This window comes from Variovorax sp. 01T432, from assembly GCF_056398605.1.
In genome coordinates this window covers 71,008-97,721 of sequence record NZ_JBFTPS010000021.1, presented here as the reverse complement: position 1 = coordinate 97,721, position 26,714 = coordinate 71,008, and the positions used below count along the sequence as shown (strand labels likewise).

26 protein-coding genes and 2 tRNA genes are annotated in these 26,714 nt (G+C 64.9%); 12 read left to right on the top strand and 16 right to left on the bottom strand.

The window, feature by feature from the left end; genetic code table 11:
- Positions 1–4 precede the first annotated feature (4 nt).
- Complete coding sequence (gene argG, locus AC1DNF_RS17540; protein WP_478149884.1) at positions 5–1,339, top strand: argininosuccinate synthase; 1,335 nt, start codon at positions 5–7, stop codon at positions 1,337–1,339.
- A gap of 141 nt (positions 1,340–1,480) precedes the next feature.
- On the opposite strand, the gene murB is transcribed toward argG, so the two are convergent.
- Entirely contained in the window at positions 1,481–2,533 is a 1,053-nt protein-coding gene (gene murB, locus AC1DNF_RS17535; protein ID WP_478149883.1) for a UDP-N-acetylmuramate dehydrogenase, read from the bottom strand.
- Positions 2,534–2,605: 72 nt separating this feature from the next.
- Here murB and AC1DNF_RS17530 point away from each other — a divergent pair, with 72 nt between their 5' ends.
- Together AC1DNF_RS17530 and AC1DNF_RS17525 are read left to right on the top strand one after the other, a co-directional pair.
- The gene (locus AC1DNF_RS17530) at positions 2,606–3,091 is read left to right on the top strand and encodes a YajQ family cyclic di-GMP-binding protein (protein WP_478149882.1); all 486 of its coding nucleotides are present in this window, start codon (positions 2,606–2,608) and stop codon (positions 3,089–3,091) included.
- Positions 3,092–3,106: 15 nt separating this feature from the next.
- Positions 3,107–3,742, top strand: coding sequence for a retropepsin-like aspartic protease family protein (locus AC1DNF_RS17525; protein ID WP_478149881.1), 636 nt, complete (start codon positions 3,107–3,109; stop codon positions 3,740–3,742).
- Between the two features lie 40 nt (positions 3,743–3,782).
- Here the strand turns inward: AC1DNF_RS17525 and AC1DNF_RS17520 are convergent, their stop codons facing one another.
- Genes AC1DNF_RS17520 through AC1DNF_RS17505 form a run of 4 tightly spaced genes read right to left on the bottom strand, consistent with a single transcriptional unit; the run spans position 3,783 to position 6,390 of the window.
- Positions 3,783–4,136 carry a RidA family protein gene (locus AC1DNF_RS17520; RefSeq protein ID WP_478149880.1) on the bottom strand — a complete coding sequence of 118 codons (354 nt, stop codon included), beginning with the start codon at positions 4,134–4,136 and terminating at the stop codon, positions 3,783–3,785.
- 2 nt (positions 4,137–4,138) lie between these two features.
- Positions 4,139–4,774: a glycerol-3-phosphate 1-O-acyltransferase PlsY gene (gene plsY / locus AC1DNF_RS17515; protein WP_478149879.1), complete on the bottom strand. Its 636-nt coding sequence runs from the start codon at positions 4,772–4,774 to the stop codon at positions 4,139–4,141.
- 52 nt (positions 4,775–4,826) lie between these two features.
- Complete coding sequence (locus AC1DNF_RS17510) at positions 4,827–5,318, bottom strand: aminoacyl-tRNA deacylase (RefSeq protein WP_478149878.1); 492 nt, start codon at positions 5,316–5,318, stop codon at positions 4,827–4,829.
- 10 nt (positions 5,319–5,328) lie between these two features.
- Positions 5,329–6,390 carry an aldo/keto reductase gene (locus AC1DNF_RS17505; RefSeq protein WP_478149877.1) on the bottom strand — a complete coding sequence of 354 codons (1,062 nt, stop codon included), beginning with the start codon at positions 6,388–6,390 and terminating at the stop codon, positions 5,329–5,331.
- Positions 6,391–6,468: 78 nt separating this feature from the next.
- On the opposite strand from AC1DNF_RS17505, the gene AC1DNF_RS17500 reads away from it, so the two are divergent.
- The 7 genes from AC1DNF_RS17500 (at position 6,469) to AC1DNF_RS17470 (ending at position 13,613) form a co-directional block, all read left to right on the top strand.
- Entirely contained in the window at positions 6,469–7,386 is a 918-nt protein-coding gene (locus AC1DNF_RS17500; RefSeq protein ID WP_478149876.1) for an alpha/beta fold hydrolase, read from the top strand.
- 52 nt (positions 7,387–7,438) lie between these two features.
- Positions 7,439–7,954 carry an ABC transporter ATP-binding protein gene (locus tag AC1DNF_RS17495; protein ID WP_478149875.1) on the top strand — a complete coding sequence of 172 codons (516 nt, stop codon included), beginning with the start codon at positions 7,439–7,441 and terminating at the stop codon, positions 7,952–7,954.
- A gap of 82 nt (positions 7,955–8,036) precedes the next feature.
- Positions 8,037–9,141, top strand: a protein-coding gene (gene prfB / locus AC1DNF_RS17490) for a peptide chain release factor 2 (protein ID WP_478149874.1) whose coding sequence is annotated in 2 segments (ribosomal slippage) — positions 8,037–8,117 and positions 8,119–9,141 — 1,104 coding nt in all. Because the reading frame shifts where the segments join, the coding sequence is not laid out codon by codon here.
- The gene (locus tag AC1DNF_RS17485; RefSeq protein ID WP_478149873.1) at positions 9,141–9,812 is read left to right on the top strand and encodes an HAD family hydrolase; all 672 of its coding nucleotides are present in this window, start codon (positions 9,141–9,143) and stop codon (positions 9,810–9,812) included. Before prfB ends, AC1DNF_RS17485 begins: the two co-directional genes overlap by 1 nt.
- On the top strand, positions 9,799–12,495 hold the full coding sequence (gene pepN / locus AC1DNF_RS17480) for an aminopeptidase N (RefSeq protein ID WP_478149872.1): 2,697 nt from the start codon (positions 9,799–9,801) through the stop codon (positions 12,493–12,495). The genes AC1DNF_RS17485 and pepN overlap by 14 nt, the downstream gene beginning before the upstream one ends.
- Before the next feature lie 20 nt (positions 12,496–12,515).
- Entirely contained in the window at positions 12,516–13,526 is a 1,011-nt protein-coding gene (locus tag AC1DNF_RS17475) for a class 1 fructose-bisphosphatase (RefSeq protein WP_478149871.1), read from the top strand.
- An 11-nt stretch (positions 13,527–13,537) separates the two neighbouring features.
- Positions 13,538–13,613: transfer RNA gene (locus AC1DNF_RS17470), tRNA-Thr, on the top strand.
- Positions 13,614–13,750: 137 nt separating this feature from the next.
- Here AC1DNF_RS17470 and AC1DNF_RS17465 read toward each other — a convergent pair.
- From AC1DNF_RS17465 to AC1DNF_RS17430, 8 genes are all read right to left on the bottom strand, one after another.
- On the bottom strand, positions 13,751–14,056 hold the full coding sequence (locus AC1DNF_RS17465; protein ID WP_478149870.1) for a hypothetical protein: 306 nt from the start codon (positions 14,054–14,056) through the stop codon (positions 13,751–13,753).
- 193 nt (positions 14,057–14,249) lie between these two features.
- Entirely contained in the window at positions 14,250–14,798 is a 549-nt protein-coding gene (locus AC1DNF_RS17460; RefSeq protein WP_478149869.1) for a hypothetical protein, read from the bottom strand.
- A 204-nt stretch (positions 14,799–15,002) separates the two neighbouring features.
- Entirely contained in the window at positions 15,003–15,677 is a 675-nt protein-coding gene (locus AC1DNF_RS17455) for a hypothetical protein (protein ID WP_478149868.1), read from the bottom strand.
- A gap of 136 nt (positions 15,678–15,813) precedes the next feature.
- Positions 15,814–17,808 carry an AAA family ATPase gene (locus AC1DNF_RS17450; RefSeq protein WP_478149867.1) on the bottom strand — a complete coding sequence of 665 codons (1,995 nt, stop codon included), beginning with the start codon at positions 17,806–17,808 and terminating at the stop codon, positions 15,814–15,816.
- The gene (locus tag AC1DNF_RS17445; RefSeq protein WP_478149866.1) at positions 17,801–18,181 is read right to left on the bottom strand and encodes a hypothetical protein; all 381 of its coding nucleotides are present in this window, start codon (positions 18,179–18,181) and stop codon (positions 17,801–17,803) included. The genes AC1DNF_RS17450 and AC1DNF_RS17445 overlap by 8 nt, the downstream gene beginning before the upstream one ends.
- A gap of 82 nt (positions 18,182–18,263) precedes the next feature.
- On the bottom strand, positions 18,264–18,482 hold the full coding sequence (locus AC1DNF_RS17440; RefSeq protein WP_478149897.1) for a hypothetical protein: 219 nt from the start codon (positions 18,480–18,482) through the stop codon (positions 18,264–18,266).
- 147 nt (positions 18,483–18,629) lie between these two features.
- Positions 18,630–20,138, bottom strand: coding sequence for a hypothetical protein (locus AC1DNF_RS17435; protein ID WP_478149865.1), 1,509 nt, complete (start codon positions 20,136–20,138; stop codon positions 18,630–18,632).
- Between the two features lie 255 nt (positions 20,139–20,393).
- Positions 20,394–21,707 (bottom strand): tyrosine-type recombinase/integrase, encoded by a 1,314-nt coding sequence (locus tag AC1DNF_RS17430; protein ID WP_478149864.1) that lies wholly within the window; start codon positions 21,705–21,707, stop codon positions 20,394–20,396.
- Between the two features lie 97 nt (positions 21,708–21,804).
- Here AC1DNF_RS17430 and AC1DNF_RS17425 point away from each other — a divergent pair.
- Together AC1DNF_RS17425 and AC1DNF_RS17420 are read left to right on the top strand one after the other, a co-directional pair.
- A tRNA-Thr gene (locus AC1DNF_RS17425) sits at positions 21,805–21,919 on the top strand.
- 606 nt (positions 21,920–22,525) lie between these two features.
- Entirely contained in the window at positions 22,526–22,804 is a 279-nt protein-coding gene (locus AC1DNF_RS17420; RefSeq protein WP_478149863.1) for a hypothetical protein, read from the top strand.
- Here the strand turns inward: AC1DNF_RS17420 and AC1DNF_RS17415 are convergent.
- From AC1DNF_RS17415 to AC1DNF_RS17405, 3 genes are read right to left on the bottom strand one after another with little or no spacing between them, the layout of a single operon-like run.
- A complete protein-coding gene (locus AC1DNF_RS17415) occupies positions 22,765–23,337 on the bottom strand; it encodes a cysteine hydrolase family protein (RefSeq protein ID WP_478149862.1) in 573 nt (190 codons plus the stop codon). The two genes, AC1DNF_RS17420 and AC1DNF_RS17415, sit on opposite strands and share 40 nt — an antisense overlap.
- A 14-nt stretch (positions 23,338–23,351) precedes the next feature.
- Positions 23,352–25,190 (bottom strand): FAD-binding oxidoreductase, encoded by a 1,839-nt coding sequence (locus tag AC1DNF_RS17410; RefSeq protein ID WP_478149861.1) that lies wholly within the window; start codon positions 25,188–25,190, stop codon positions 23,352–23,354.
- A 34-nt stretch (positions 25,191–25,224) separates the two neighbouring features.
- The gene (locus tag AC1DNF_RS17405) at positions 25,225–26,697 is read right to left on the bottom strand and encodes an amidase (protein WP_478149860.1); all 1,473 of its coding nucleotides are present in this window, start codon (positions 26,695–26,697) and stop codon (positions 25,225–25,227) included.
- Positions 26,698–26,714 lie beyond the last annotated feature (17 nt).

Genomic DNA, 26,714 nt, shown 5'->3' with positions numbered 1-26,714 from the left:
AGCCATGTCCACCATTCTCCAGAACGTTCCCGCCGGCCAGAAGGTCGGCATCGCCTTCTCGGGCGGCCTCGACACCAGCGCCGCGTTGCACTGGATGCGCAACAAGGGCGCCATCCCCTACGCCTATACCGCCAACCTGGGCCAGCCGGACGAACCCGACTACGACGAGATCCCGCGCAAGGCGATGCTCTACGGCGCCGAGAAGGCCCGCCTGATCGACTGCCGCACACAACTCGCGGCCGAAGGTCTCGCCGCATTGCAGGCAGGCGCCTTCCACGTCACCACGGCCGGCGTGACCTACTTCAACACGACGCCCCTCGGGCGCGCGGTCACCGGCACCATGCTGGTTTCGGCGATGAAGGAGGACGACGTCCACATCTGGGGCGACGGCAGCACCTACAAGGGCAACGACATCGAGCGCTTCTACCGCTACGGGCTGCTCACCAACCCCGCGCTGAAGATCTACAAGCCCTGGCTCGACCAGACCTTCATCGATGAGTTGGGCGGCCGGGCTGAAATGTCCGAATTCATGCAGAAGGCCGGCTTCGCCTACAAGATGTCATCGGAAAAGGCCTACTCGACGGACTCCAACATGCTGGGCGCCACCCATGAGGCGAAGGACCTGGAGCACCTCGACAGCGGCATGAAGATCGTCCAGCCCATCATGGGCGTGGCGTTCTGGAAGGACGAGGTCCAGGTCAAGCGCGAAGAGGTAACGGTGCGCTTCCTCGAAGGCCGGCCCGTCGCCATCAATGGCGTCGAGTACGCGAGCCTCGTGGACCTGCTGCTCGAGGCCAACCGCATCGGCGGCCGCCACGGCCTCGGCATGAGCGACCAGATCGAGAACCGCATCATCGAAGCCAAGAGCCGCGGCATCTATGAAGCCCCAGGCCTGGCACTGCTCTTCATCGCCTACGAGCGGCTGGTTACCGGCATCCATAACGAGGACACGATCGAGCAATACCGCGACAGCGGCCGCCGCCTTGGCCGCCTGCTGTACCAGGGCCGCTGGTTCGATCCCCAGGCCATCATGCTGCGAGAGACGGCGCAGCGCTGGGTCGCCCGCGCCATCACCGGGGAGGTGACGATGGAACTGCGCCGCGGCAACGACTATTCGATCCTGAACACCGTCTCGCCGAACCTCACCTACAAGCCCGAGCGGCTGACGATGGAAAAAGGCGAATCGAGCTTCTCGCCGGCCGACCGCATCGGCCAACTCACGATGCGCAACCTGGACATCATCGACACGCGAGACAAGCTGGCGATCTACACGCAGACGGGTCTGCTGTCGTCGACGCAGGGCGCCTCGCTGCCCCAGTTGAAGAACGACGAGAAGTAGGCTCACCCCCAGGCTGCGCGCACTTCGTGTCGTTTCGCCTTCCCCCTTTCAGGGGGCAACACCGGCGGCCCGGCGGAGCCGGTTCCGCGGTGTTTCTGGGCTTACGCCCAGGCTCGACCCCAGGGGTCGGGGCGCTTCTCGTCAGACGACGACAGGTTCGGGTTCGAGGCGGATGCCGAAACGCTCGTACACGCTGGTCTGGATGGCCCCGGCAAGGGTCATGACCTCGCCGCCGGTCACCGGATGGGCCACCCCACCCCGGTTCACCAGCACCAGCGCCTGCCTCTCATAGACACCCGCATTGCCGACCGACTTGCCCTTCCAGCCGCAGGCGTCGATCAGCCAGCCGGCCGCCAGCTTGATGCTGCCGTCAGCCATCGGGTAATGCACGATCTTCGGATCGCGCGCGATGATGTCCGCGCACTGTTCCGCCGTCACCGTGGGATTCTTGAAGAAGCTGCCGGCATTGCCCAGCACGCGCCAATCGGGCAGCTTGGCGCGGCGAATGGCACAGATCCAATCGAAGATGTCGGTCGCGCTCGGCGTGAAATTGCCGGTTTCGGCCATCTTCCGCTCCAGATCCACGTAGCCGAGCACCGGCTTCCAGGGCTTGGGCAACCGAAACCGCACCCGCGTGATCAAGGCCCGGCCCGCCAGCCCGAAATCGTTGCCGCCGCTGGCCAGATGCTTGAACACCGAATCGCGATACCCGAATGCGCATTGCGCGGCGTCGAGCGAGAAAGTACGGCCGGTTTCAAGGTCGATGGCGTCCAGCCCCTCGAAACGGTCCTGCAATTCGACGCCGTAAGCGCCGATGTTCTGCACCGGCGAGCCACCCACCGTCCCGGGAATCAGCGCCAGGTTCTCCAGACCGGGAAAGCCCTGCTCCAGCGTCCAGCGCACGGTGTCGTGCCAGATTTCACCGGCGCCGGCCTCCACGATCCAGGCGCGAGGCGTCTCGTCCAGGCGCCTGAGGCCCTTGATCTCGACCTTCAGCACCAGTGGCTTGACGTCGCCCGTCAGCACGATGTTGCTGCCGCCGCCAAGCACGAACTTGGGCGCGGCGCGCCACTGCGCGTCGGCCAGCAACTCGGTCACGTCGGCCTCTTCGGTGATGCGCGCCAGATGCTGCGCGCGCGCGACGATGCCAAAGCTGTTGTGCTGCTGCAGCGGTACGTTGTGCTCCACGATCATGGGAGAATTGTCGCATTCGCCCGTGGCGCAGCACAGCGCGCAGGCCTTCCAATTTGTTGCGCCGGAGCTCTCATGCCGTCTTTCGACACCGTTTGTGAACCCAACCTGCCCGAGGTCAAGAACGCGGTCGAAAACACCGCCAAGGAAATCGGCACGCGCTTCGACTTCAAGGGCACCGCGGCCGCCGTCGAGCTCAAGGACAAGGAAATCACCATGATCGGTGACGCCGAGTTCCAGCTGGTGCAGGTCGAGGACATCCTGCGCGCCAAGCTCACCAAGCGCGGCGTCGACGTGCGCTTCCTCGACAAGGGCGACGTGCAGAAGATCGGCGGCGACAAGGTCAAGCAGGTCATCAAGGTCAAGAGCGGCATCGAAACCGAGACCTCCAAGAAGATCCAGCGCCTGATCAAGGACAGCAAGCTCAAGGTGCAGGCGGCCATCCAGGGCGACGCGGTACGCGTGACCGGCGCCAAGCGGGACGACCTGCAGGCTGCCATGGCCCTCATCAAGAAGGACGTGCCGGACATGCCGCTCACCTTCAACAACTTCCGCGACTAAAGCCGAGGCCTCGGCATGAAGGCCCTTCTTCCGCTGCTGCTGGCCGCAAGCTGCGCTTTCGCGCACGCCCAGTCGGTCATGCTGACCGGCACCATCGGCAGCCGCGCCATCCTGATCGTGAACGGCAGCGCGCCGAAGACGGTGACGGTCGGCGAAAGCTTCCAGGGCGTCAGGCTGGTCTCGCTTCAGGGCGAGCAGGCCACCGTCGAGGCGGGGGGCAAACGCATCGCACTGCGCATGGACACGCCGGTGAGCATCGGTGGCGGCGGGCCGGGCGGCGGCGGCACCCGCATCGTGCTGCCGGTTTCGAGCGGCGGCCACTTCATGACGCAAGGTGCCATCAACGGCCGCACGGTCAGCTTCATGCTCGACACGGGCGCCACCAGCGTTGCGATGTCCGCAGCCGATGCGCAGCGCATCGGACTCGATTTCAGCAAGGGGCAGCCGGTGCGCATGAGCACGGCCAACGGCGTCGCCATGGGCTATCGCGTCAACCTCAACTCCGTGCGCGTCGGCGATGTCGAGGTCTATGACGTCGAGGCCATCGTCTCGCAGCAGGCCATGCCCTACGTCCTGCTCGGCAACAGCTTCATCAATCGCTTCTCGATGCGGCGCGACTCGGACCAGATGGTTCTCGAGAAGCGCTACTAGAAACAGCAACGCCACCGGCCCGGCCGGCGCCGGCCGCCACTCAGGCCACGGCGGCGGTCACGACGATCTCGATCTTGTAACTCTGCTTGGCCATCGCGGCCTGCACTGTCGCGCGCGGGGGCGTGTGGCCGGCGGGAATCCACGCGTCCCAGACCTCGTTCATCATGACGATGTCCGTGATGTCGGACAGGAAGATCTGCGTCATCAGGATGCGCGACTTGTCGCTGCCGGCTTCCGCCAGCAGGCGGTCGACCATGGCCAGCACCTGCGCCGTCTGGCCGCGGATGTCCTGCGAGGTGTCGTCGGGCACCTGGCCCGCGAGGTAGACAGTGCCGTTGTGGACGGCCGTTTCGCTCAGGCGCGGGCCCACATGAAAGCGTTGGATGGTTGCCATGGTCATTCCTTCCTCTTCGAGCCAAGTTTCGATTCCGTGCCGGCCGCGAGCCGGCGGATGTTTTCGCGGTGTCGCCAGATCAGCAGCAGGCTGATCGTGATCAGCGCCAGCAGCACCGTGCGATGCAGCGGCCAGGCGATGCCCCCGCCGAGCAGGTAATAGGCGGGCGCGAAGAAGGCCGCCACGATCGAGGCGAGCGAGGAGTAGCGGAAGAAGAGGGCAATGATCAGCCAGGTGGTGCCGGTGGCAAGACCCAGGAGCAGATCGATGCCCAGCAGCGCGCCGGCCGCCGTTGCGACCCCCTTGCCACCCTGAAAACCGAAGAACACCGGATAGAGGTGACCGAGAAAGGCAGCCAGCCCCGTGAGCGCCGCGACCCCCGGCCCCATGTCGAAGCGCTCGCCCAACTGCCGGATCAGGAACACCGGCAAAAAGCCCTTGAGCGCGTCGAGCAGCAGCGTCGCTAGCGCGGCCCCCTTGTTGCCCGAGCGCAGCACGTTGGTGGCGCCCGGATTCTTGCTGCCGTAGCTGCGGGGGTCGGCCATGCCGAGCGACCTGCTGACGATCACCGCGAAGGACAGCGACCCGAGCAGGTAGGACAGAACGATCGCGATGAACGAGGGAAGATGAAAACTCACGGTGTCTCCGGGCCGGCAAACCCGGCGGCATGCCTCCGGTCGAGGCAGCCGGCTATTCTGCCAGCGCGCAATGCACGGGCCTGGCGCCGAGCAGGCGCACGCAGACCTGCGGGTCGATGCCCACCAGGAAGCCCTTGCGGCCGCCGTTGATTGCGATTCTCGGCAATTCGAGAATGGTCGCCTCCACATAGACGGGCATCGCCCGCCGCGTCCCGAAGGGGGAGGTGCCGCCGACCAGGTAGCCGCTGTGCCGGTTGGCGACCTCCGGCTTGCAGGGCTCGACCGACTTGGCGCCGATCTGCCGCGCGAGGTTCTTGGTCGACACCGTGCGGTTGCCGTGCATCAGCACGATCAGCGGCTTGGCATCCTGGTCCTGCATCACGAGCGTCTTGACCACCGTGTAGGGGTCCATGCCCAGCATCTCGGCGCCGCGTTGCGCGCCACCGTGCTCCTGGTACTCGTAGGGGTGCTCGGTGAAGGCGACGCCATTGGCCCGCAACAACTGGGTTGCGGGCGTTTCGCTGATGTGCGTCTTCTTCGCCATGCGCCCTTGCTCAGGCGGCGGGGTCGCGGATTTCCCAGCGGATCTGGTCGATTTCCGCCAGCACTTCAGGCGACAGCGTGGTACCCCAGGCGTCGAGATCCTCATCCAGCTGCGCGACCGAAGTCACGCCGATGATGGTGCTCGCCACCTGCCACTTCGTGTAGCAGAACGCGAGCGCGAGCCTGACCGGCGTCATGCCGTTGTCACGCGCGAGCTGGTTGTAGCGGCGCGCGGCCTTCAGCGCATCGGGGCGGCCCCAGCGCTGCTTGCGCACCGACTCGTAGCTCGAGATGCGCGCCCCCTTGGGCGCATCGGGGCCCTCGGTGCCGCCAAGGTCGTATTTGCCGGTGAGCAGGCCGAAGGCGAGCGGCGAATAGGCCAGCAGCGAGACGCCCAGGCGGTGCATCGTCTCGTCCAGGCCGTTCTCCAGCGCGCGGCTCACCAGGCAATAGACGTTCTGCACCGTCGCCACGCGCGGCAGGCCATGCTGCTCGGCCAGGCGCACGAACTCGTGCACTCCGTAGGGCGTTTCGTTCGAAAGACCGATGGCGCGCACCTTGCCCGCCTTCACGAGCTTGCCCAGGGCCTCGAGCTGGTCGTGGATGGGCGTGGTCGACGTTTCCCTGGCCGGGTTGTAATAGATCTGGCCGAATGCCGGCGTATGGCGCTCTGGCCAGTGGATCTGGTAGAGGTCGATCACATCCGTGCGCAGACGCTTCAGGCTGGCCTCGCAGGAAGCAATGATGTCGGCGGCGGTCATGCCCGTGCCTTCGCGCACCCAGGGCGTGGCCCGTGTCGGTCCGGCCACCTTGGTCGCCAGCACGATCTTCTGCCGCATCCCCGGGTTCTTGCTGAACCAGTTGCCAATGATGCTTTCGGTGGCGCCGTAGGTTTCCTTGCGGGTCGGCACCGCGTACATCTCGGCGGTGTCGATGAAGTCGACGCCCCGCTCGAGCGAGCGCTCGAGGATGGCGTGGGCGGTGGGCTCATTCACCTGCTCACCGAAGGTCATGGTGCCGAGACAGATCGGTGTGACGTGGAGGTCGCTTTGACCGAGTTGAACTTTTTTCATATGCGAAATGCTACCGCGCCCTTGCGTGTCCTGCAGCGGACTGCGTCGCGCCGGGCAGCCTCCGTATCATCGCGATCGATGTACCAAGCCCTCCGCCCTTCCCGCAGCGAATTCGTGCCCGTTCGCAATCTCAGCTATCACGTCCGCCTCTGGGGCGAGCCCTCGCCTGCACGAGCGCCGCTGGTCCTGCTGCACGGCTGGATGGACGTCGCCGCGTCCTGGCAATTCGTGGTCGATGCCCTGGCCGACGCGCGCTGGGTCGTCGCGCCCGACTGGCGCGGCTTTGGCCTGACCGAAGGCGGCGCCGTCGACAACTACTGGATGCCCGACTACCTGGCCGACCTCGAATGGCTGCTGGACCACTATGCCGGCGATACACCGGTCGACCTCGTGGGCCACAGCATGGGCGGCAACGTCGCGATGCAATACGCGGGCGTGCGGCCGCAGCGCATCCGCCGGCTGGTGAACCTCGAAGGCTTCGGCATGCCGCCGATTCCGGCGGAGGAGGCCCCCAGGCGCTTCGGCAAATGGATCGACGAACTCAAGCGCCTGCATCGCGGCGAGATGGGACTGGCCAGCTACCCGGGACCCGACGGCGTCGCCCGCCGCCTCATGAAGACCAATCCGCGCCTCACGCAGGACAAGGCCGACTGGCTCGCCAGCCACTGGTCCGCCGCGAGGCCCCAGCCCGATGGCACCGAGCGCTGGGACATCCTTGGCGATCCGGCACACAAGATCATCAATGCCAACATCTTCCGCGTCGACGAGATGCTCGCGCTCTACGCCCGCATCGCCGCGCCGCTGCTGGCCGTCGAGGCGTCGGACGACAGCTTCGGCCGATGGTGGAAGGACCGCTACACGCTGGACGACTACCACGAGCGCCTCAAGTCCGTGCCCGATGTCCGCATCGCGCGCGTCGAGGATGCCGGCCATATGCTGCACCACGACCAGCCAGAGCGGGTGGCCGGGCTGATCGAGGGCTTTCTCGCCACCTGAAGGGTGGGGTCCTTGATAATCCGGGCACAAATAACAGTGTCAGGGAATTCCAATGCCGAAACTACGTGCCCTCTTGCGCGGCGCGGCGCTCATGGTTGGCGCCCACTGCGGGTTTGCTTCATCGCTGTGCCACGCGCATGGCGCCGTCGAGACGACCACCGCAGCGGAGCCCTCGTGGCAGCTCGTGGCCTCGCCTTACACCTACCACCGCGGACACAGCGCAGAACATCGCGATGTCGTGCTGCTGGGCATCGAGCGCGTCCAGCCCGACGACTCCCTGTGGGGCGCGGCGATCTTCAGGAACTCGTTCGGACAGCCCTCGGGCTACGCCTACTTCGGCCAGCAATGGGATGACCTGTTCGGCGTGCCCTCGCTCTACGGCAAGGTCACCTTCGGCATCATCTATGGCTACAAGGGCAAGTTCAAGGACAAGGTGCCCTTCAACCATGGCGGCTTTGCCCCCGTCATCATTCCCGGAATCGGCTACCGCCTGACACCGAAGGACTCGCTCCAGGTCGTCGCCCTCGGCATCAATGGCCTGCTCTTTGCATACATCCGCAAGCTCTGAGCGCCGGCAATCCGCTCGCGTGAGAAAATCGCGGATTGCCACCCGGCTGGTTCCGGGCCCACACCACATCGCAGGACTCCCCATGGACGCAGAACAAATCAACCAAATCGGCGCATCGCTCGCGGACCTGAGCGCGCGCACAGTCGATTTACGGAGGTATCTTTGACTACGATGCCAAAGCCGAACGTCTGAGGACGGTCAACGCATCGCTCGAAGATCCCAAGGTCTGGAACGACCCCAAGAAGGCTCAGGAACTCGGCCGCGAGAAGAAGTCGCTCGACGACGTGGTCGTCACGCTCGACCGCCTCACCAGCGGGCTCTCCGACAACACCGAGCTCTTCGAGATGTCGAAGGAAGACGGCGACATGGACGGTCTCCAGTCCATCGCCGATGACGCCGCCAAGCTTGAAGCCGACATCAAGCAGCTCGAGTTCCGCCGGATGTTCAACAACCCGGCCGACCCGCTGAACGCCTTCGTCGACATCCAGGCCGGCGCCGGCGGCACCGAGGCCTGCGACTGGGCCAGCATGCTGCTGCGCCAGTACCTGAAGTACGCCGAACGCAAGGGCTTCAAGACGCAGATCGAGGACGAGACGCCGGGCGATACCGCCGGCATCAAGGGCGCGACCATCAAGGTCGAGGGCGACTACGCCTTCGGACTGCTGCGCACCGAGACCGGTGTGCACCGGCTCGTGCGCAAGTCGCCTTTCGACTCCTCGGGCGGGCGCCACACCAGCTTCGCCAGCATCTTCGTGTATCCGGAGATCGATGACTCGATCGAGATCGACATCAACCCCTCCGACGTGCGCGTCGACACCTTCCGCGCCAGCGGCGCCGGCGGCCAGCACATCAACAAGACCGACTCGGCCGTGCGGCTCACGCACATCCCGACCGGCATCGTCGTGCAGTGCCAGGACGGCCGAAGCCAGCACAGCAACCGCGACGTCGCCTGGAAGCGCCTGCGCTCGCGCCTGTACGACCACGAAATGCGCAAGCGCCAGGAAGAGCAGCAGAAGCTGGAAGACAGCAAGACCGACGTCGGCTGGGGCCACCAGATCCGCAGCTACGTGCTGGACAACAGCCGCATCAAGGACCTGCGCACCAACGTCGAAGTCTCCGCCACCCAGAAGGTGCTGGACGGCGACCTCGACGTCTTCATTGAAGCTTCTTTGAAGCAAGGCGTCTGATGGGGGTGGACGCGCTGATCTTCGACATGGACGGCACCATGGTCGAATCCATGCCCTGGCACGCCAAGGCATGGGTCGAATACGCGCGCCGCCGCGGCATGACTGTCGACGTGCCCGATCTCATGCGCCGCACCACCGGCCGTACCGCCTACGAATGCGCCTGCGAGCTGATGGGCCGCGAGGTGAGCGAGGCCGAGAGCGCCGAGATCACGCACGAGAAGGAATCCATCTACCGCGAGCTCTTCGGTGCCGAGTTCCGCGAGGTCGCGGGCTTTCGCGGCTTTGCCAGGGCGGCGGTCGCGCGCGGCCTGAAGATCGCGATCGGAACGGCCGGCGACCGGCACAACATCGCGTTCACTCTGTCGCTGCTCCGGCTCGACCCGGCGCCGCTCGCCATCGTCGGCGGCGACGAAGGCCTGCCGGGCAAGCCGCAGCCGGCCATCTTTCTCGAAGCCGCCCGCCGCATCGGCGTGTCACCCGCGCGCTGTATCGTCTTCGAAGACGCGCCTTTCGGCATCGAGGCCGCCCGTCGAGGCGGCATGCGCGCCGTGGCCGTCTGCAGCAGCCATAGCGCGACCGAACTCGCAGGGCCGCACGTGATCGCGGCCGTGCGCGACTACGAAGAACTCACAAGATCAAACTTTCTGGAGACCCTCGATGCTGTTGCGTGATGCCCAAGGCCAACCCATCGCGATCCGTCGCGAGGACTACAGTGCGCCCGCCTACTGGATCGACACCGTCGACCTGACTTTCGACCTCGACCCCGCCAAGACGCGCGTGCTCAACCGCATGCGCCTGCGCCGCAATCCCGACACCGCCGTCGAGCCCCTGCGCCTGGACGGCGACGAACTCAACCTCGCGCGCGTGCTGGTCGACGGCCAGGGCGCGTCCTTCCGCATGGAAGGCGACCAGCTCGTGATCGACAACCTGCCCGACGCCTTCGAGCTGGAAATCTTCACCACCTGCTGCCCCGTGAAGAACACCAAGCTCATGGGCCTGTTCGTGAGCGAGGACACCTTCTTCACGCAGTGCGAAGCCGAAGGCTTCCGCCGCATCACCTACTTCCTCGACCGACCCGACGTGATGGCCAGCTACACGGTCACGCTGCGCGCCGACAAGGCCGCCTACCCCGTGCTGCTGTCGAACGGCAACCTCGTCGAGCAGGGCGCGCTGCCCGAGGGGCGTCACTTCGCGAAATGGGTCGACCCCTTCAAGAAGCCCTGCTATCTCTTCGCGCTGGTCGCCGGCAAGCTGGTGGCGCGCGAACAGCACATCAAGGCGCGCAACGGCAAGGAGCATCTGCTGCAGGTCTTTGTGCGCGCCGGCGACCTCGACAAGACCGAGCACGCCATGAACTCGCTCGTGTACTCCGTGCTGTGGGACGAGGCGCGCTTCGGCCTGCCGCTGGACCTCGACCGCTTCATGATCGTCGCCACCAGCGACTTCAACATGGGCGCCATGGAGAACAAGGGCCTGAACATCTTCAACACGAAGTACGTTCTGGCCAACCAGGCAACCGCCACCGACGCCGACTACAGCAACATCGAAAGCGTGGTCGGCCACGAGTACTTCCACAACTGGAGCGGCGACCGCGTCACCTGCCGCGACTGGTTCCAGCTCTCGCTGAAGGAAGGCCTCACCGTCTTCCGCGACCAGGAGTTCAGCCAGGACCTGTGCGCCGACGCCTCGGCGCGCGCCGTCAAGCGCATCGAGGACGTGCGCGTGCTGCGCACCGCCCAGTTCCCCGAGGACGCTGGCCCGATGGCGCATCCGGTGCGGCCCGACAGCTACATCGAGATCAGCAACTTCTACACCGTCACCATCTACGAGAAGGGTGCCGAGGTCGTGCGCATGATGCAGACGCTGGTCGGTCGCAAGGGCTTCGAGCGCGGCATCTCGCTGTACTTCGAGCGCCACGACGGCCAGGCCGTGACCTGCGACGACTTCGCGCAAGCCATTGCCGACGCCAACCCCGATTCGGACCTCGCGCGGCTGCTGCCGCAGTTCAAGCGCTGGTACTCGCAGGCCGGTACGCCCCGCCTCGCGGCCCAGGGCGCGTACGACGCGGCCTCGCGCAGCTACACGCTGAGCTTCGTGCAGAGCTGCCCGCCGACGCCGGGCCAGCCGATGAAAGAGCCCTTCGTGATTCCGGTCAACATCGGACTGCTGAGCGCCGACGGCCGCGAACTGCCGCTGCAGCTCGAAGGCGAAGGCGGCGAGATGCTGGGCACGCGGACGATCGTCCTTACTCGCGCGGACGAACATGTCACCTTCGTCAACCTGGACGCCGAGCCGGTACCCTCGATCCTGCGCGGCTTCAGCGCGCCCGTGATCCTCGACTACGAGTACAGCGACGCCCAGTTGCTCACCCTGCTGGCGAACGACCCCGACCCCTTCAATCGCTGGGAAGCCGGCCAGCGCCTGGCGTTGCGCGCAGCAACCCATGCCATCGACACAACGGCCGTGGGCGCGAGCGAGGCACCGCTGAACGATGCCTACCTCGACGCGATGCGCAGCGTGCTGCGCGACCCGAAGCTCGATGCCGCGTTCAAGGAGCTGGTGCTCACGCTCCCTTCGGAGACCTACATCTCCGAGCAGCTGGATATCGTCGACCCGCAACGCGTGCACCTCGTGCGTGAAGCCATGCGCGCGCAACTGGCCACCACCCTCTTCGCCGACTGGGAACGCGCCTACGAGGAGAACCAGGAAACCGGCGCCTACAAGCCCGACCCCGTCTCCTCGGGCCGCCGCGCGCTGTCGGGCATCGCCCTCACCCACTTGTGCATCGCCGCGCGTGCCAGCGGCGACACCGTGTGGCCCGGCAAGACGCTGCAGCGCTTCAAGGACGCGGGCAACATGACCGACCGCTTCAACGCCCTCAACGCGTTGGTCTCCTCCGGCCACGCGCTGGCGGCGCAGGCGCTGGCGCGCTTCCACGCGCTCTTCAAGGACGAGGCCCTGGTCATCGACAAGTGGTTCTCCCTCCAGGCCGGCGCGCCCGACCGCGGCGGCGACATCCTGCCGCTGGTCAAGCAGTTGATGAAGCACCCGGACTTCTCTATCAAGAATCCGAACCGCGCGCGCAGCGTGATCTTCAGTTACTGCAACGCCAACCCCGGCGCCTTCCACCGCCCCGACGCGGCGGGCTACGTGTTCTGGAGCGACCGCGTGATCGAACTCGACGCCATCAACCCGCAGGTCGCCGCCCGCCTCGCGCGCGCGCTCGACCGCTGGAGCAAGCTGGCCGAGCCCTACCGCAGCGCAGCGCGCGAGGCCATTGCGCGCGTGGCGGCCAGGCCCGACCTCAGCAAGGACACGCAGGAGGTCGTGAACCGCGCCCTCGCCGGCAACTGACGACCAAACCCAGGAAGCCCATGGCTCAACACAAGATTTCCCTGACCCGCTATCTCGTCGAGCAACAGCGCGCCGACGGCCTCATTCCCGGCCAGCTGCGCCTCTTGCTCGAAGTGGTCGCCCGCGCGTGCAAAACCATCAGCCAGGCCGTCAACAAGGGCGCGCTGGGTGGCGTGCTCGGCACGGCCGAGAGCGAGAACGTGCAGGGTGAGATCCAGAAGAAGCTGGACATCATTGCCAACGAAGTGCTGATCGAGGCCAACGAATGGGGCGGCCACCTGGCGGCCATGGCCAGCGAGGAGATGGACAGCATCCACGTGGTGCCCAACCGCTACCCGCAGGGCGAGTACCTGCTGCTGTTCGACCCGCTGGACGGCTCGAGCAACATCGACGTGAACGTGAGCATCGGCACCATCTTCAGCGTGCTGAAGAAACCCGACGGCGCGCCCGGCGTGCAGGAGGCGGATTTTCTGCAGCCGGGCACGAAGCAGGTGGCAGCGGGCTACTGCATCTACGGCCCGCAGACCACGCTGGTGCTGACCGTGGGCAACGGCGTCGCGATGTTCACGCTCGACCGCGAGCAGGGCTCCTTCATGCTGACGCAGGAGGACATCCAGATCCCGGCGGACACCAAGGAGTTCGCGGTGAACATGAGCAACATGCGCCACTGGGATGACCCGGTGAAGCGCTACATCGACGAGTGCCTGGCCGGCAAGGACGGCCCGCGCGGCAAGGACTTCAACATGCGCTGGATTGCCAGCATGGTGGCCGACGTGCACCGCATCCTGATGCGCGGCGGCGTCTTCATGTACCCGTGGGACAAGCGCGAGCCCGAGAAGGCCGGCAAGCTGCGGCTGATGTACGAGGCCAATCCGATGAGCTGGCTGGTCGAACAGGCCGGCGGTGCGGCGACCAACGGGCGAAAACGCATCCTGGACCTGCCACCGAGCAAGCTGCATGAACGCGTGGCTGTTGTGTTGGGGTCAAAGAATGAGGTCGAGCGGCTGACGGGGTATCACGAGGCGCTATAATCGCGGGCTTAGCCGGTGTAGCTCAGTCGGTAGAGCAGCTCATTCGTAATGAGAAGGTCGGGTGTTCGATTCATCTCTCCGGCACCAATCGCAGTAAGGGAAGCCTGCTATCGAAAAGATAGCGGGCTTTTCTCTTTCTGGCGGCCTGTAGGCAATCTGTAGGCAACTTGCCCGAATTGCTCGGGGATGCGAGCGGCTGCGGTGGGCACAGCTCGGCACGGGCGCTAGCGTTCGTCGGATGTGTATCCTTTGCGCTCTCGGTCTCGTGCCACACTTCGTTTGGCTCGTTCGGCCAGCGTCCAATCTCTCGGGAAAATCACGGCAGCACCAATGGCAACGACTGCCAGGGCATACAGGGCGAGGACGAGCCCCAACTCATACTTCAGACCAGCGGCCAACCCAGCAAGTAGCAACGCGAAGACTACCCAGCGTCGGGCAGCCCATCCAGCCAAAATCAGCAATCCAACGGACCAGATTGCAAGCACCAAACCGAAGGCCCAGAGAACGACCGTCACGACGAATTCAGTCATTGCCCATCCCACATAGTTCACGGCCCATGAAGGTACAGGGGTTCGGCTCGTGGCGCTACTTCAACAACAAACCCGGCGCTGTGGCCTGGGCTCGTTTGGTGATTTGATTCTCACGCGGGATTTTTTCTCTGCGTGAGATACCGTGCGGTGTCCTGCGGCCGGGCGTTGCAGGCATTTAGCCCCCCCCCCGGGTCTACCACGCTGTGGCGAGTGGCCTCGCTGCCTCGTGCACCGCCGTCGCGTTTCGCTGCTCAATGAGCGCGGCGATTGACTTCCGGGCAGTCTTCGCCTCGCCCGGGTAGCGGCCCGTCAACAGCAGGCATGCAAAGGAGAAGCCTACGCTCCCAAGCCAGAAGAAGACAGAGACGGCGAGCACTGACCACATATACACCGCGTTCTCAGCGCCGCTCGCGTACATCGACCACCCCACCCCTACGACTATCCCGACTTGCAGCAGAGTGCTCAACCACCCCCACGCAGTCCGCAGGGCTCCGCACAGGTCGGAGAATCTGTTTCGTAGTAGCTCGCCGCTGAAACGCTGCGACGCGTATTGAAGGAATCTTGGAATCAGGTTGTCGTCGTTCTCCAGAGAAGCAAGGGGAACGCCTAATGCAATGGACGCGTCTTGTAGGCGGCGCTTCTGGACACGTCCTTGTTCCCAGCCTCCTATGAACAGGACCAGAATCCCGAAGGCGAAGGAGGCAACGAGTGCTCCGACGACATGAATGATTGCGACTGCCATGCACCACCCTCCGCCGCTGTCCTGCGGCTGAGCCATCATAAGTTGTAGAGAACGGGACAGAACTGGCGGCCCCCTGTTATTTGCTGTTCTCAAACTAAAGCCTCCACGGTCTCACGTTGCTCTCGAAGCGCGCGGGACAGCTCGCGCAATATCACGCGATGCCCGCCCGTCCAACCATTGCGGGACGCGGTCGCTTTGCCTTCTTCAGTGCGCGGCCCTGTGGCGTGCTTCCACGGGCTCCAACGCGCTATAAGCTCTCCCTGTCGTTGTCGTTGCTCCGGGGTCCAGTTGCGTGCGGCCATCAGTTGCATCCTCTAAAAGTTCGGTCGGCGTGATTTGCTTTTCTCGTGCGGGCGCGCGCGCCTGCGCGGAGCGTTCCCCATCGCTAGACGGCATACCGTTGTTCACTTGCTGCGGCCCGTTGCTGATGTTGGCCTGTCGAGCGAACACCACGGGAGGGCTTTTCATCTCTGCCAATGTCTCGATGGTGGAGCGGCATTGGCTCTGCGCCTTCATCGCCAGTCGAAGATAAGTTTCTGTCGCCCCAAGATGCTCGCCCATGTTCAACATAGCGCGGCGGGCAAGCTCGGTATAGATGGCATTCAGCGATGCAACGTGTGCGGCTAGCAGCGCCTCGGCCTCGCGCATGTCGCCTCGATTCACAGCCTCGCCCTTGCCCTTCAGCACCGCCATGCAGTCGGTGAGCGAAAGCTCGCCTATGCCCACACGACTGAAGTTCACCAGCGTCAACGCATTGCCAGCCAGCCCATGCGCGGCAAGTTCTGCACACTGCCTATCTGCTGTCTTGCCCGGCTCAGTCGCCACCTCTAGGCGGCGGGTCTTGTCCGCAATGGGTGCATTCGGGGCTTTCTTTGTCATGGTGTCGGACCTCTCTCGATGCAGTAAACCAGCGCCCCGGAAACACAACCCCGAAAACCTCCCCCCTTATAGGGGGGGCGGGGAATTTCGGGCCTGGGAATCTCCGAGAACGGTGAAAACGGGGAATTTCGGGGCGTCACACTTGCCATAGCCAGCCCTCGGCGCAGCCCAGCACACCACGGGCCACTAGCCCCGTAATGGCATCTCGGGCGCGTTCGGTCTTCCTATCTGGTGCCACCAGCAGCGCGGATGCCGCGAACAACACGGCGGCCTCAATCTCGACGCAAGGGGCAAGCGGCGGGGCTCCCGGCTTGCTCGTCTCGCCTTCTTTCTTGAACATGGCACGCAGCGCAGTAAGCACAATCTTTTGATTGCCTCCCTGGGGCAACTTCACGGCACGCACATCTTGGGCGGCGGTGTCGCGCTCCACCACACAGGATGTCAACGCGTCGCCGTGAGCATCAATGCCGAGCGTTTCAATCCGCAGCTTGAACGGGTGCGCGTCGCCGTCTTGCCCGTCTTTGGACTTCGCAACCTTCCATTCCCTGCGGTCGCCATCGCGTGACACCTCCACGGCGGCATCCATTGCAGCAAATAGGGAACTGTGCCCACGAAGTCCTCGCGTCGAGTCCTTACCCGTGTGATGCACGAGCACCACCAGCCCCCCGGTCATCGATTGCAGGCGCTTCGCGGCCTCCAGAATCTCGCCCATGTCGCGAGAACTGTTTTCGTCTGCGGTCGGTGCGGCGCGGTTCAACGTGTCCACGAACACCGCAGCACCAGCGGGCACCACAGCGGCCAGGTCATGCACGTCTTGAGGTTCGGTCAGCTTGAACGGTTGCAGCATCATTCGCAGGTCAGCAGGCAACGCACGGCCCCGGCTCGCCTCCCATGCCTGGGCGCGCAGCTTGAACCCCGCTTCACCCTCCAGCGCGGCATAGACCACGGACGCGCCTTCCACGCGGCAGTCAAACCAGCGGGAGCCCTCGGCAATCGCGCAGGCCATGTCGAAGCCGAGGAATGATTTACCCGATGCGCTCGGGCCATACAGCGCGGCGAGCCCCACCGCAGGCAGGACACCACGCACCCGCCATGCGAGCGGAGGCAAGTCGTGCAGGTCGTCGCCGGTCAGTAGCTTGTATCGGGGCTCGGGCGGCGCGGGCGCTCGCGCACGCTCCAGCAGGTCGGCCAGCATGTCGCCTCCTTCGCGCAGCGCGTAGTCGCTCACGTCGCTGTTATGCGGCCAGCCGTCGGGCATGTTCACCACAGCCGCGCGCACTTCGCGGGCGATGGTTTCGGCTTCCTGCTCCTTCCCCACATCCGGCAGCAACACCAGCCGGGCGGATGTGTCGCGTTGACGAAGCTCGGTAGCGACGGCACGCACGCGGCCCCAGCCGAAGCACACCACAGCGGCACAGCCTGTCGCCTTCCATGCCGCCCACGCTTGCCCGATGCCCTCGCAAACGAACACCACGCCACCGGGCACAAGCTCGCCCACGGTGAAGGAGCCTTCAACACTGGCACCCGGTAGATTCAACTTTCCCGGCTTGCCTTGGGCCTTCAATCGTTCGGCCACTGCGGGCGGCGCGATGAATTGCAGGCTCGATGCCGTGCCATCGGCGCGGAGTACCGGCACCACCAGCGCACCGGCCATTGACTCGCCAGCGATGCGCAGAGCGTCGCCATCGGGCAGCACTCGCAAGCAATGGAGCGGAACTCCTGCGGCGTGCTTCTGCTCGATGTAGGGATGCGCGATGGTCGCGGGCGTACAGCGGTTCCACACTTCGCCAGGGCTCATGCCTAGGGCTGGCTTGCGCGGCGGCTCTGCGGCCTTTCTGGGGGGCTGCGGTGGCCTTTGCTGGTCAGAAATGCCCCAGCCTCCAAGCTCTGCGGCCATCTTGAACAAGGTTCCGGCGCCAATACCTTTGCCCGGCTTGAAACTGCGCCAAGTGTCGCGGACGTCGCGTTCGTTGTAGCTGTCCCCCTGCGCGCTCCAGTCGTTGAACGTGTCGAAGTCGAGCCCGGCAGCATTGGCGGCCATGCCAGCGCGCACCCATTCATCACGGGGCAGGTCGGGCGGGATAGCGTGCAGCGCATCGCGTGCGCGGTCGGAAGTGTGCCCGTTAAGCATCCAAGCCCCGCTGTCCTGCGTTGGCACGTCGCGCCAGCCAGCGGCGAATCTTTCGGCGGTCGGCAGCGGTGAAGTGATAAATGCCGCGCTTGACCTCGAACCCGTCGCGGTCGATGCACGGCGCCTTGTCGCACGGGGCATCCAGCCCACGGCGGCGCAGTTCGGCCACAAGCTCCGGCCCGTTGCTGCACCCGGCGATATGGTCGAGGCTTTCGCGGGTCCGAGGACTGACGCGCAGCGCATGGATAGCGCGAAGATGGCGTGGATTGTCAGTGCCTAAAAATTCAGCAGGTCGTTTAGAATCGCGATGTCGTTCGTGATTTCCAAAAGCCCCTTGCGCCTCGATGAAGACTGGTGCGGGGGCTTTCCTCATTTCACACCCCTCCAGCGTTGCAACCACTGGGAGGGCATGGTGCACCAAAGGCGCAGCAACAGGCGATTGACTGCGGCCGACATCACGCCACCCCCAAAACGCGGCGCAGTTCGGCGACGGGCCACGCAAGGCGGCCATTGATGCGGATAGGACGGAGGGGGCCATTCTCGAGGCAGGCCCAGCCGCGCATAGTCTGCGGTCGGCGGTTTAGGTAGTAGGCAGCGGCGGCTGTTTCCACCGCTGGGCGGGTGACAGATTCCAGTGACGGGAACGGTTGTTGCGGGGCATGTGCCTCGCGCATCGCTTGGATGCCTGAAATGGTTGGTGGTTGCATACTGAAAAACCTTCTGCCTCGCGGCGTATTGCTGAAGGTTTCTCAGTATTCGGACGTTGCTAAAAAGTGGAACGTTCGCGGGCCATAGCGGGCCTTGTCGGTACTTGGCGGGCCTTACCGGGCCAGTCGCTGACCCAATGATTTTCTTTTGAAGATGTCAGCGCTCCCCTTGTTCAGGTACTGCAAACCGTCCTCCGTTGTCCCGATTAATGGGGGGTGCTTCCTTTCAGCTAGCACCAGCAAAGCGCCCCAGACCTCGGCAGTGTCTTGCGGGTTGCGGCATTGCTTTTGTGCAAACTCAATAACGGGCGTTAAGGTGTCGCGACGTTCTTTGGTCGAGTGAATGACACGGGACACGCTCTCAGCGACCACGGGCGCGGCCTGGCGCCCGGGCGGTTTATCGTCAGAAAGCAATTGCTGACCGGTTGACGTGCCACTATCGCCGGGCACCCGCATCGCATCAAGCTCCTTCGATTTCTTCCGGTCATGCTCCGCTTTCGCGGCCAACGCCATGGGGTCCACGAGCGCTCGCATTGCGCCGGGTATTTGCCACCCGCAGTCGAGGGCGAATTTCGCCACATCGGAAAGACGGACTTTTGCGCGTGCGTCTTCTCGAACACCGGTGTAAAGCTCCAGCGGTTCTATCGGCCCTTTGGTGCTGACGTTTGCTTGCGCCACTCTTAGCCGTTCTGCAAAGTCCGCTGGAAACCCATACGGTGCGCCCCGCTTAGATTGGAGCCAGAGCGCCATGTCGTGCCGCTCGTCGTCCGGCTCAATGTCATACGTTAGGCAAACAGCTTCCCATAGCGCGCATGAAGGGATGTTCTTCCATACCTGCCACTCGGCCAGTTGAGCCGAGCGCGAAGGGGGATGTTGAATGCCACGGACTGAACCAATCGGCTCGGGCGCATTGCTCGCCGTCGGCAAGTGTGGGGCAGCCTGCACCACCCATCGATGTCGCTCGTCCTCCCTCTCACGCTGCCATTTGTTGAAATCAGCAGGGCAAAGATGCCAATTGATGTGATGCACGGTGCCAGGGTGTGGAATCTTGTTGCCGTACTTGTCGCGCACTCGCAGCACGTCTTGGCGGATTGCCACAGCAAGGCTATCAATGAACGCGTGCAACTGCTCCCGGCTCCATCCTCCTTCCTGCTCCCCTATCTGCCATGCAGCAGTGCAGTACGGAACGCAATCAAGCTCGTTTTGCGGCCGGGTATTGTTGGCGCTCTCAGCCACCATGCGCGCGGGAGTTGCTGTGTTCTGTTGCCGTGCTGGCTCCGGGTTCGGGGCGAGGGTTTCGAAGGGAAAGCGCAGCCTATCAATACCGGCTTTGCACTCGCTGTAGAGGTGCGTGGCTATCTCGCTGCATTTCCAGGCCATGCCACGGGCGGCCACAAATCTATCGGCATCGACTATTGACAAGCCCCAATCCCAGCCTTCGGGCACGTTGTGCAAAGCAAGCAAGGTGAAGGGGTCGCGGGCTTGAATTTCACCGGCAGCGGCGGCATTGCGAAGTTCTGCGGCCCATCCTTCGGCAAGGCCGCATTCCTGTTCGCTGGAAGGTGAATCGCTCCAATCATCCAAGGCAAAGAAAATGATTGAAACGCAATCCAGCGCAGTCATTACGCCTCGTTCGGTTACGCGCTCAATCCAGCGTTCCGGCCCAGTGCTGGAGGCCTCTACGGCTCTTATTCCATCGGCTGTATGCCATTCCTGTGACCGACACTCGCTGCCCTCCAGATGGTGCAGCACTCGCTCAAATAATTCGGACATAGCACCCTTCAAAGTGCGACCTCATAAGGGGCCCCAGCCTGTCGGTGAAGGTGTCCGACTTTTCGCCAGCGGTAATTAAGCGCGGGCTAGGCTGGGGCAAAAATATCAGTTCACGGCACGCAGCTTACCGGGCTCCGCTTCGGCCACGAACTGCACACCGGCCAACCCCAAGATGTGGGCTTCTATCTGCTCCAGATACGGGCGCAGCGCGTCAATGCTTCGTGGACGGTAGCCCTCTGCGGTCGCACTTGGCTTGTGCCCCATCACTTGGGCAATGGCTCCGGCAGGCGCCCCAGCAGCCTCCCCAAGCAGCGAAAACGAACGGCGGAGACCGTGGATAGTCAGGCCCTCGACTGCAGCGCTTCGCAGGGCGTTGGCGTGGCTTGCGCGGGTGTCGGAAATGCGTCCTGCTTTCCCCGTGCTGGCGAAAACAAAACCGTTGGTGCGCGGCAGGGTCGCCAGCAGTTGCGCCAAGTACGGAGTGAGGGGAATGGTCCGGGTCGCGTCTACCTTGTCGGCGATGGTGAGCTTGCGCCATTGAAAATCCACGTTCGCCCATCTGAGCGCGGCCAATTCCTCGCGGCGGGCACCGGTCAATAGCAGGGCGCGCAGGTAAGCCGATGCAGTGCGGTTGCTCAGTTGCTCAACACCGCCCCACCAACCCAGCACCTGCGCAGCCTCCAACGCGTCAGTGCGGCGCGTATTGCTCGGCAGGTTCTCCAAGATGGCGGCGGCCTTGCCCGCGTCGCGGTCAGTCTGCCCTCGATATTCGGGCCGGGCAGCGCACCAGCGAAGGAACCCTCGGAACATCATCAACGCGCGGGCGGCTTGGTGCTTGCCTGCAATGGCTTCACGGTCGTACCAAATCTTTAGGCTGTCCTCGTTCACTGCGGCCAGCGGCAGCGCCAGCAACGGATAGAGCGGCCCCGGTCGAGTCAGCCCCTCCCCTCGTTTCTTCTTCACGCCACCAGCGGCGGACATCGCCTTCAGGTCTAACAAGTAGCGCGGCTTCCACGCGTCGCGGCGCTTGGGCCTGCCCTGCTCCAGATACAGCGGCCACACTTCCTCAACCGTCAGGGACTTAGCTGCGGCGGAGGCGGCAAGGGCGGCCTTGTCGGTTGCTCTTTGGCGTTCCACCTCGCGGGGGTCGGTGCCACTGTCCACCAGCATTTTTAGGCGCTTCGCCTCGCCTCGCGCCTTTTCGATGGGCCAGTCTGCGGCGGTGCCGATGTTGATGCGGACGGTTGCCCGGTGAAGGCGAGATTCAAAGACGTAAGTCTTCCGCCCTGTTGGCGTTACGCGCAGCGCCAGCGCGGGGGCCTCACTGTCCCAAAGGAAGGCCTGGGACTTGTCGCGGGGGCAGGTAAACGACTCAGCCCGGCCAGCGGTCAGGCGAACCCTGCTTTTCTGTACATTCATGGCGCAACCCCGAATCTGTAGGCAATCTGTAGGCAAATAAGGCGAATCCCGCCCTGCTTCAATCAACGCTTAGCCTGTTTGCCCATCCAGCATAACCGCCGTAAGTTGTTGATTTTTATCGATTGTATCTACAGCACTCAACACATGGGAATATATCTATCCCATCATTCGTAATGAGAAGGTCGGGTGTTCGATTCATCTCTCCGGCACCAATTGCAGTAGAAAAAGCCCGTCATCCAAAAGATGACGGGCTTTTTGCTTTTGCGGGCCGTGTAGCGAATGTAGTCGGTCCGGGGCCCCAACGGGCTAGCGAACTGTGCGAGCAGTCCAGCGCCGCAGTCCGGCTGTGGTCGGATCCGCGCCCCGAGGCGCGGCGCTATTCGGTGGTGGGCTCTTTCGCTTCGACAATGCGCTCGCGCACCCATCGCGGGCCGCCGAGCCGACGCAGCTTTTCCCTCTGCGGCGCACTCATCTTGATCGTCACTGGAACTGTGATCTCGCCGGCCTCCAGGCGCTTCCTGCCCGCACCAGGCCGGGCGCCTCCCATTCGTTTTTTTGCTTCCATAAGCAAAATCCTAGGGCGCATTTCTCCAGGGCCAAAGCCCTCAATTGTCGCGAATTCTCGCTATGCAGCGAGAATGCAACGAGCCGGGCGGATGCATTCGGAAGCATTCCAAAGACGTGCTAATCACCGGTCGAGGTTTGGCGTGCAGCTGACATCGGCGAGCGAAACCGGGCGCGACCCGTACTTAGAATGCCGAACGGAACAGATGCGTCGACTCACGGCGCGTTGAATACGGAACGCATTCATTCGGCATATGAGCACTGTTGTCTATCGAGGAACGAAATACAACTACGGCCAATCCGCTCTCATGAGTGAGGGCGATGGCCCGTTTCCCTACGTCGTCGTCATGCCCTACGTGGGCTTGAAGGAACTCAAGCGCGACCTGAAGCGATGGGCCGGGCCATGGAGCGTGCACAGCGCCTGGGCCCTGGACAAGGCCGACCTCGATGCCTACCTGATGGTCAGCTTCCAGGACAAAGCCGATCAGGTCCGCTACGAGCGCGAACTCGCGGGGACCGAGACGCCGACCTGAACGAAGCGCACCTCGTCGGCGGCGATGGCGCGGACCCTCGGGCCGAAGCTGCCGATGTTCGTGAGCGTTTCGTTGTGATGCCGAATCACCTGGATCGGCGACAGATGCCGATTGCCTTCGGTGGTGTGCGCATCTTCCACCAGCACCACGGGGTATCCGAGCGCCAGCGCCCTGCGGGTGGTGGTGTCCACGCAGAACTCCGTGTGCATCCCGCAGATCACGAGATCCGTCACACGATGCGACTTCAAGATCTGCTCCAGCTCCGTGCGATGGAAAGCGTCGGCGGTGGTCTTGCGCAGGCGCAAGTCAGCGTCCTCCACATGAAGACCTCGGGCCAGCTGCCATGCATCGGTCCCGAACTCCAGAAAGTCGGAACTCGACTCGTGCTGGATGAAGATCACCGGAGTGCCCGCCCCGCGCGCCTGGGCTGAGACCTGGTTGATGCGGGCAATGACCCCTGCCAGGTCGAAGGGATGGTGCTCGCCTTCGCACAGGCCCTGCTGGACGTCGATGACGAGAAGTGCTGTCTTCATGATGCTTTCCAGCCTCAAGCGGGCCTTGTGAATCCGTCGGCGCTCCAGTGCTCGCTGCCCACGCCGTGATGAACGAAGAACAGGCCCTCAGGGTCGTACTGCTCTTTCACTGCGAGCAGCCTCGCATAGTTGGAGCCCCAGAAGGATCGCTGCCAGTCGGCCTCGAAGAAATTGCTTTCAGACACGTAGGAGCCTGCGTCCGGAATCAGCTTGCGCAGCGCGTCCATGGCGCTGCCGACGGCTCGCGCATGCTGGCGAGCCAACGGCGCATCGGGCTCGTGGCCGGGAACGCCCGGATAGGCCGGCGGCCCCTCCGCGCCGCTGATGGCCAGCGCGAAGGCGTCCAGCACCGCGGGGTTCGTGGCTGTGTCCTTGGCCGCCGCGATCGCTTCGTCCGAAGCCCCCGCCAGGCCCTTGTTGACGTGCAGGGACAGGCCCCAATGGCGGCTCGCCGCGAACAAGGCATCGCAGAGAGCCTCCCGCCGGTCCTGGCGCAGCAGCGCAGCGGGAAGCCAGGTCGACTGGTAGCCGTGCAGGACCTGCCCCGCCTGGCCCTGGTCGCCGGCCCAGAACACATTGCCCTCGGCCGCGCCCGGCCGGTCGTCGGCCTGCATGATGCCCAGCAGCTTCTTGAGAAAGGAAGGTGCCCAGAAGCGCCGGGCTGAGAGCGCCACGATGCCCCATGGCGCCAGTTCGAGCTTGTAGTCCTGCGGGGCGTCGGCAATGGCATCCAGGAAGGGTTGCCAGACCATGCGCGCCTGGCGCCGGCCGAGCCCCTGGAACACCATGTTGACCCTGACGACGTTGTCCGGCCGAAAGCGGATCAGTTCGCCCCAGTGCGGATTCAGCAGCTTCTCACTGTAGAAGCCGACGATCTGGCCGATCAGCCGGCGAAACGCCGCTGCCGACGAGGCCTGGATGCTCATCGTGACCGCGCCGAATTCATCAGGGAGATCGTGAACCCGCAAGGTGAGCCGGGTGACGATGCCCAGGCTTCCGCCGCCGCCGCCCTTGAGGCCCCAGAACAGCTCCGGATTCGTGCAGGCATTGGCGATTCTGGCGACCCCGTCGGCAGTGACGACCTCGGCCTGCAGCAGGCTCGCCGCGGCCAATCCGTAGGCCTTGGAGAAGCTCCCGAAGCCCCCGCTCTGGATGAGGCCCGCGACCCCGACCGTCATGCAGCCGCCGCCCTGGACGTAGCCTCCCGCCTGGGTGGTGACGGCGTCGTAGACCTGTGACCAGATCGCGCCGGCTTCGACGGTCACCGCGCGCTGCGGCTCGGCGCGTCCCTCGCACCCTTGCGCGACGAATGCATCGTGCAGCGTGATGGCGGTCATCTTTCGCGTCCAGACCAGCAGCGAATCCGGCGCGTTGGATGTGCCCTGGTAGCTGTGCCCTCCCCCTTTGATCACCAGGCGCAGCCGGTGCTCGCGCGCGAAGTCGACGGCCGCGATCACGTCCTCGGTGCTGCGCGCGGCGACCGCATAGACGCTCGGCATCGAGGTCCATGCGTCGACCCAGCCCAGCGTCTGCGTCAGAGCGACCTCGTCGCCCAGGAAGTAGGGATTCTTGAGCGCCTTGAACAAGGCCGTGCAAGCCGGGCCGCCCGGCGCATCCTGGCACCGGGTCAACGGCGATTCCACCTTGATCAGCTGCCCCTTGAGGCTGTCGCCCAGCGCCTTCCATTGCGCCTCGGACGGCCACGAGGCGTCGCCCGGACGCACGCGCGGCTGGGGGCCAGGCGCCGCCAGGGCGCGCGAAGGCACGAGCAACCATGACAAGAGGCCGGACAGGAGCGGAGTGGCCGCGGCCATGCGCAGCAGGCGTCTTCTGTTCTCTTTGATGCTCTTCATGGATGGCAGCCGGACAGAAGAACGACCCTCGCGCTCAATCGAGCGGTGGCGGCTCGAAGCCCCCGAACTCGCGCTCGACGAGCTCGGCGAAACGGAGGGTGGTGCGGTCCTCGTACATCGCGCCCACGGCCTGCACGCCGATCGGCAGGCCCTCATCGGACCGGCCGATGGGCATGGCGGTGGCAGGCAGGCCCGGGGCCGTCGCCATGCCCGGCCACACCAGCTGATCGCCGTAGCCGTGCGGCGTGCCGTCGATCAGGATGCGGCGGGCGCCGAGGTCAGGGTCATGGTCGTGCGGGAAGGCCGGCGTGGGCATCACCGGAGCCACGACCACGTCGAAGCTGGCGAACAGTTGCCGCCAGCGGTCCCGCAGCCGCACCCGGGCCGTGTCCGCCGCCAGCCAATCGCGGTGGCTCAGCACGGCGCCGCGCGCGCGTTCGGCCTCGAGGCTCAGGTCGCCAGCCTCGAAGCCCGCCGCGCGGGCGCGGGCGGCCTCGAACATGGCCGGCGGCCAGGTGGCCGAGAGAAAGGAGAAGAGCAGGCGGGCGAAGAGCCGCGCGCCGTCTCCGAGGTCCGGCAGCAGCGGACTCGCGCGCGAGACCTTGGCGCCGGCCTTGATGAGCCGGTTCGCGAAGCGATCGATGGCGGCGCGCACGCGGGTGTCGCTCGGCATCAGCGGATGCGTATCGAGCACGAGCACGCGAAAGCTCGGCAGGTCCTCATGGCGCGGCTTGGGCAGCGCGAGCCGGTAGGCGGCGCCCAGCGTGCGCGGGTCCGGGTCGGCCAGCAGGTCGAGCATGAGCGCCAGGTCGGTCGCGCTGCGCGCCATGGGCCCGATCACCGCCAGGTCGCGCTCCATCGGCAGGGCCGGCGCCGGCGGCGGCGTGTGGCCGCGAGACGGCAGCAGCCCGAAGGTCGGCTTGTGCGCAAGGACGCCGCAAAAGTGCGCAGGCGCCCGCAGCGAACCGCCGAGGTCGGACCCGATCGAGAGCGGGCCATACCCTGCCGCGAGCGCGGCGGCCGAGCCGCCGGACGAGCCTCCCGGCGTGCGCCCGAGATCCCAGGGATTGCGGGTCGTGCCGTAGATCTCGTTGTAGCTCTGGAGGTCGCCCAGCGCGAAGGGCACGTTGGTCTTGCCGAGGACCACGGCGCCGGCGGCCTTCAGGCGGGCGACTGCGACGGCATCCTCGGCGGGCATGAAGTCCCTGTAGTGCGGCATGCCCCAGGTCGTCGGCAGGCCAGCCACGTTGAACGACTCCTTGACGGTGATCGGGATGCCGAGCAGCGGCCGGACTTCGCCGCGCGCGCGGGCCGCGTCGGCCGCGCGCGCCGCGACCATGGCCCGTTCGAAATCCCGCACGCAGACGGCGTTGATCTTCGCGTCGTGGCGCTCGATGCGCGCAATCGCGGACTGCGCGAGCTCGACGGCGGAGAACTTGCGGGCGGCCAATGCGTCCGCGAGTTCGCTCGCCGTCATGTAGGCCGGGTCAACGGGCTTCGAGGTCATGGCTGCGGAATCTATCC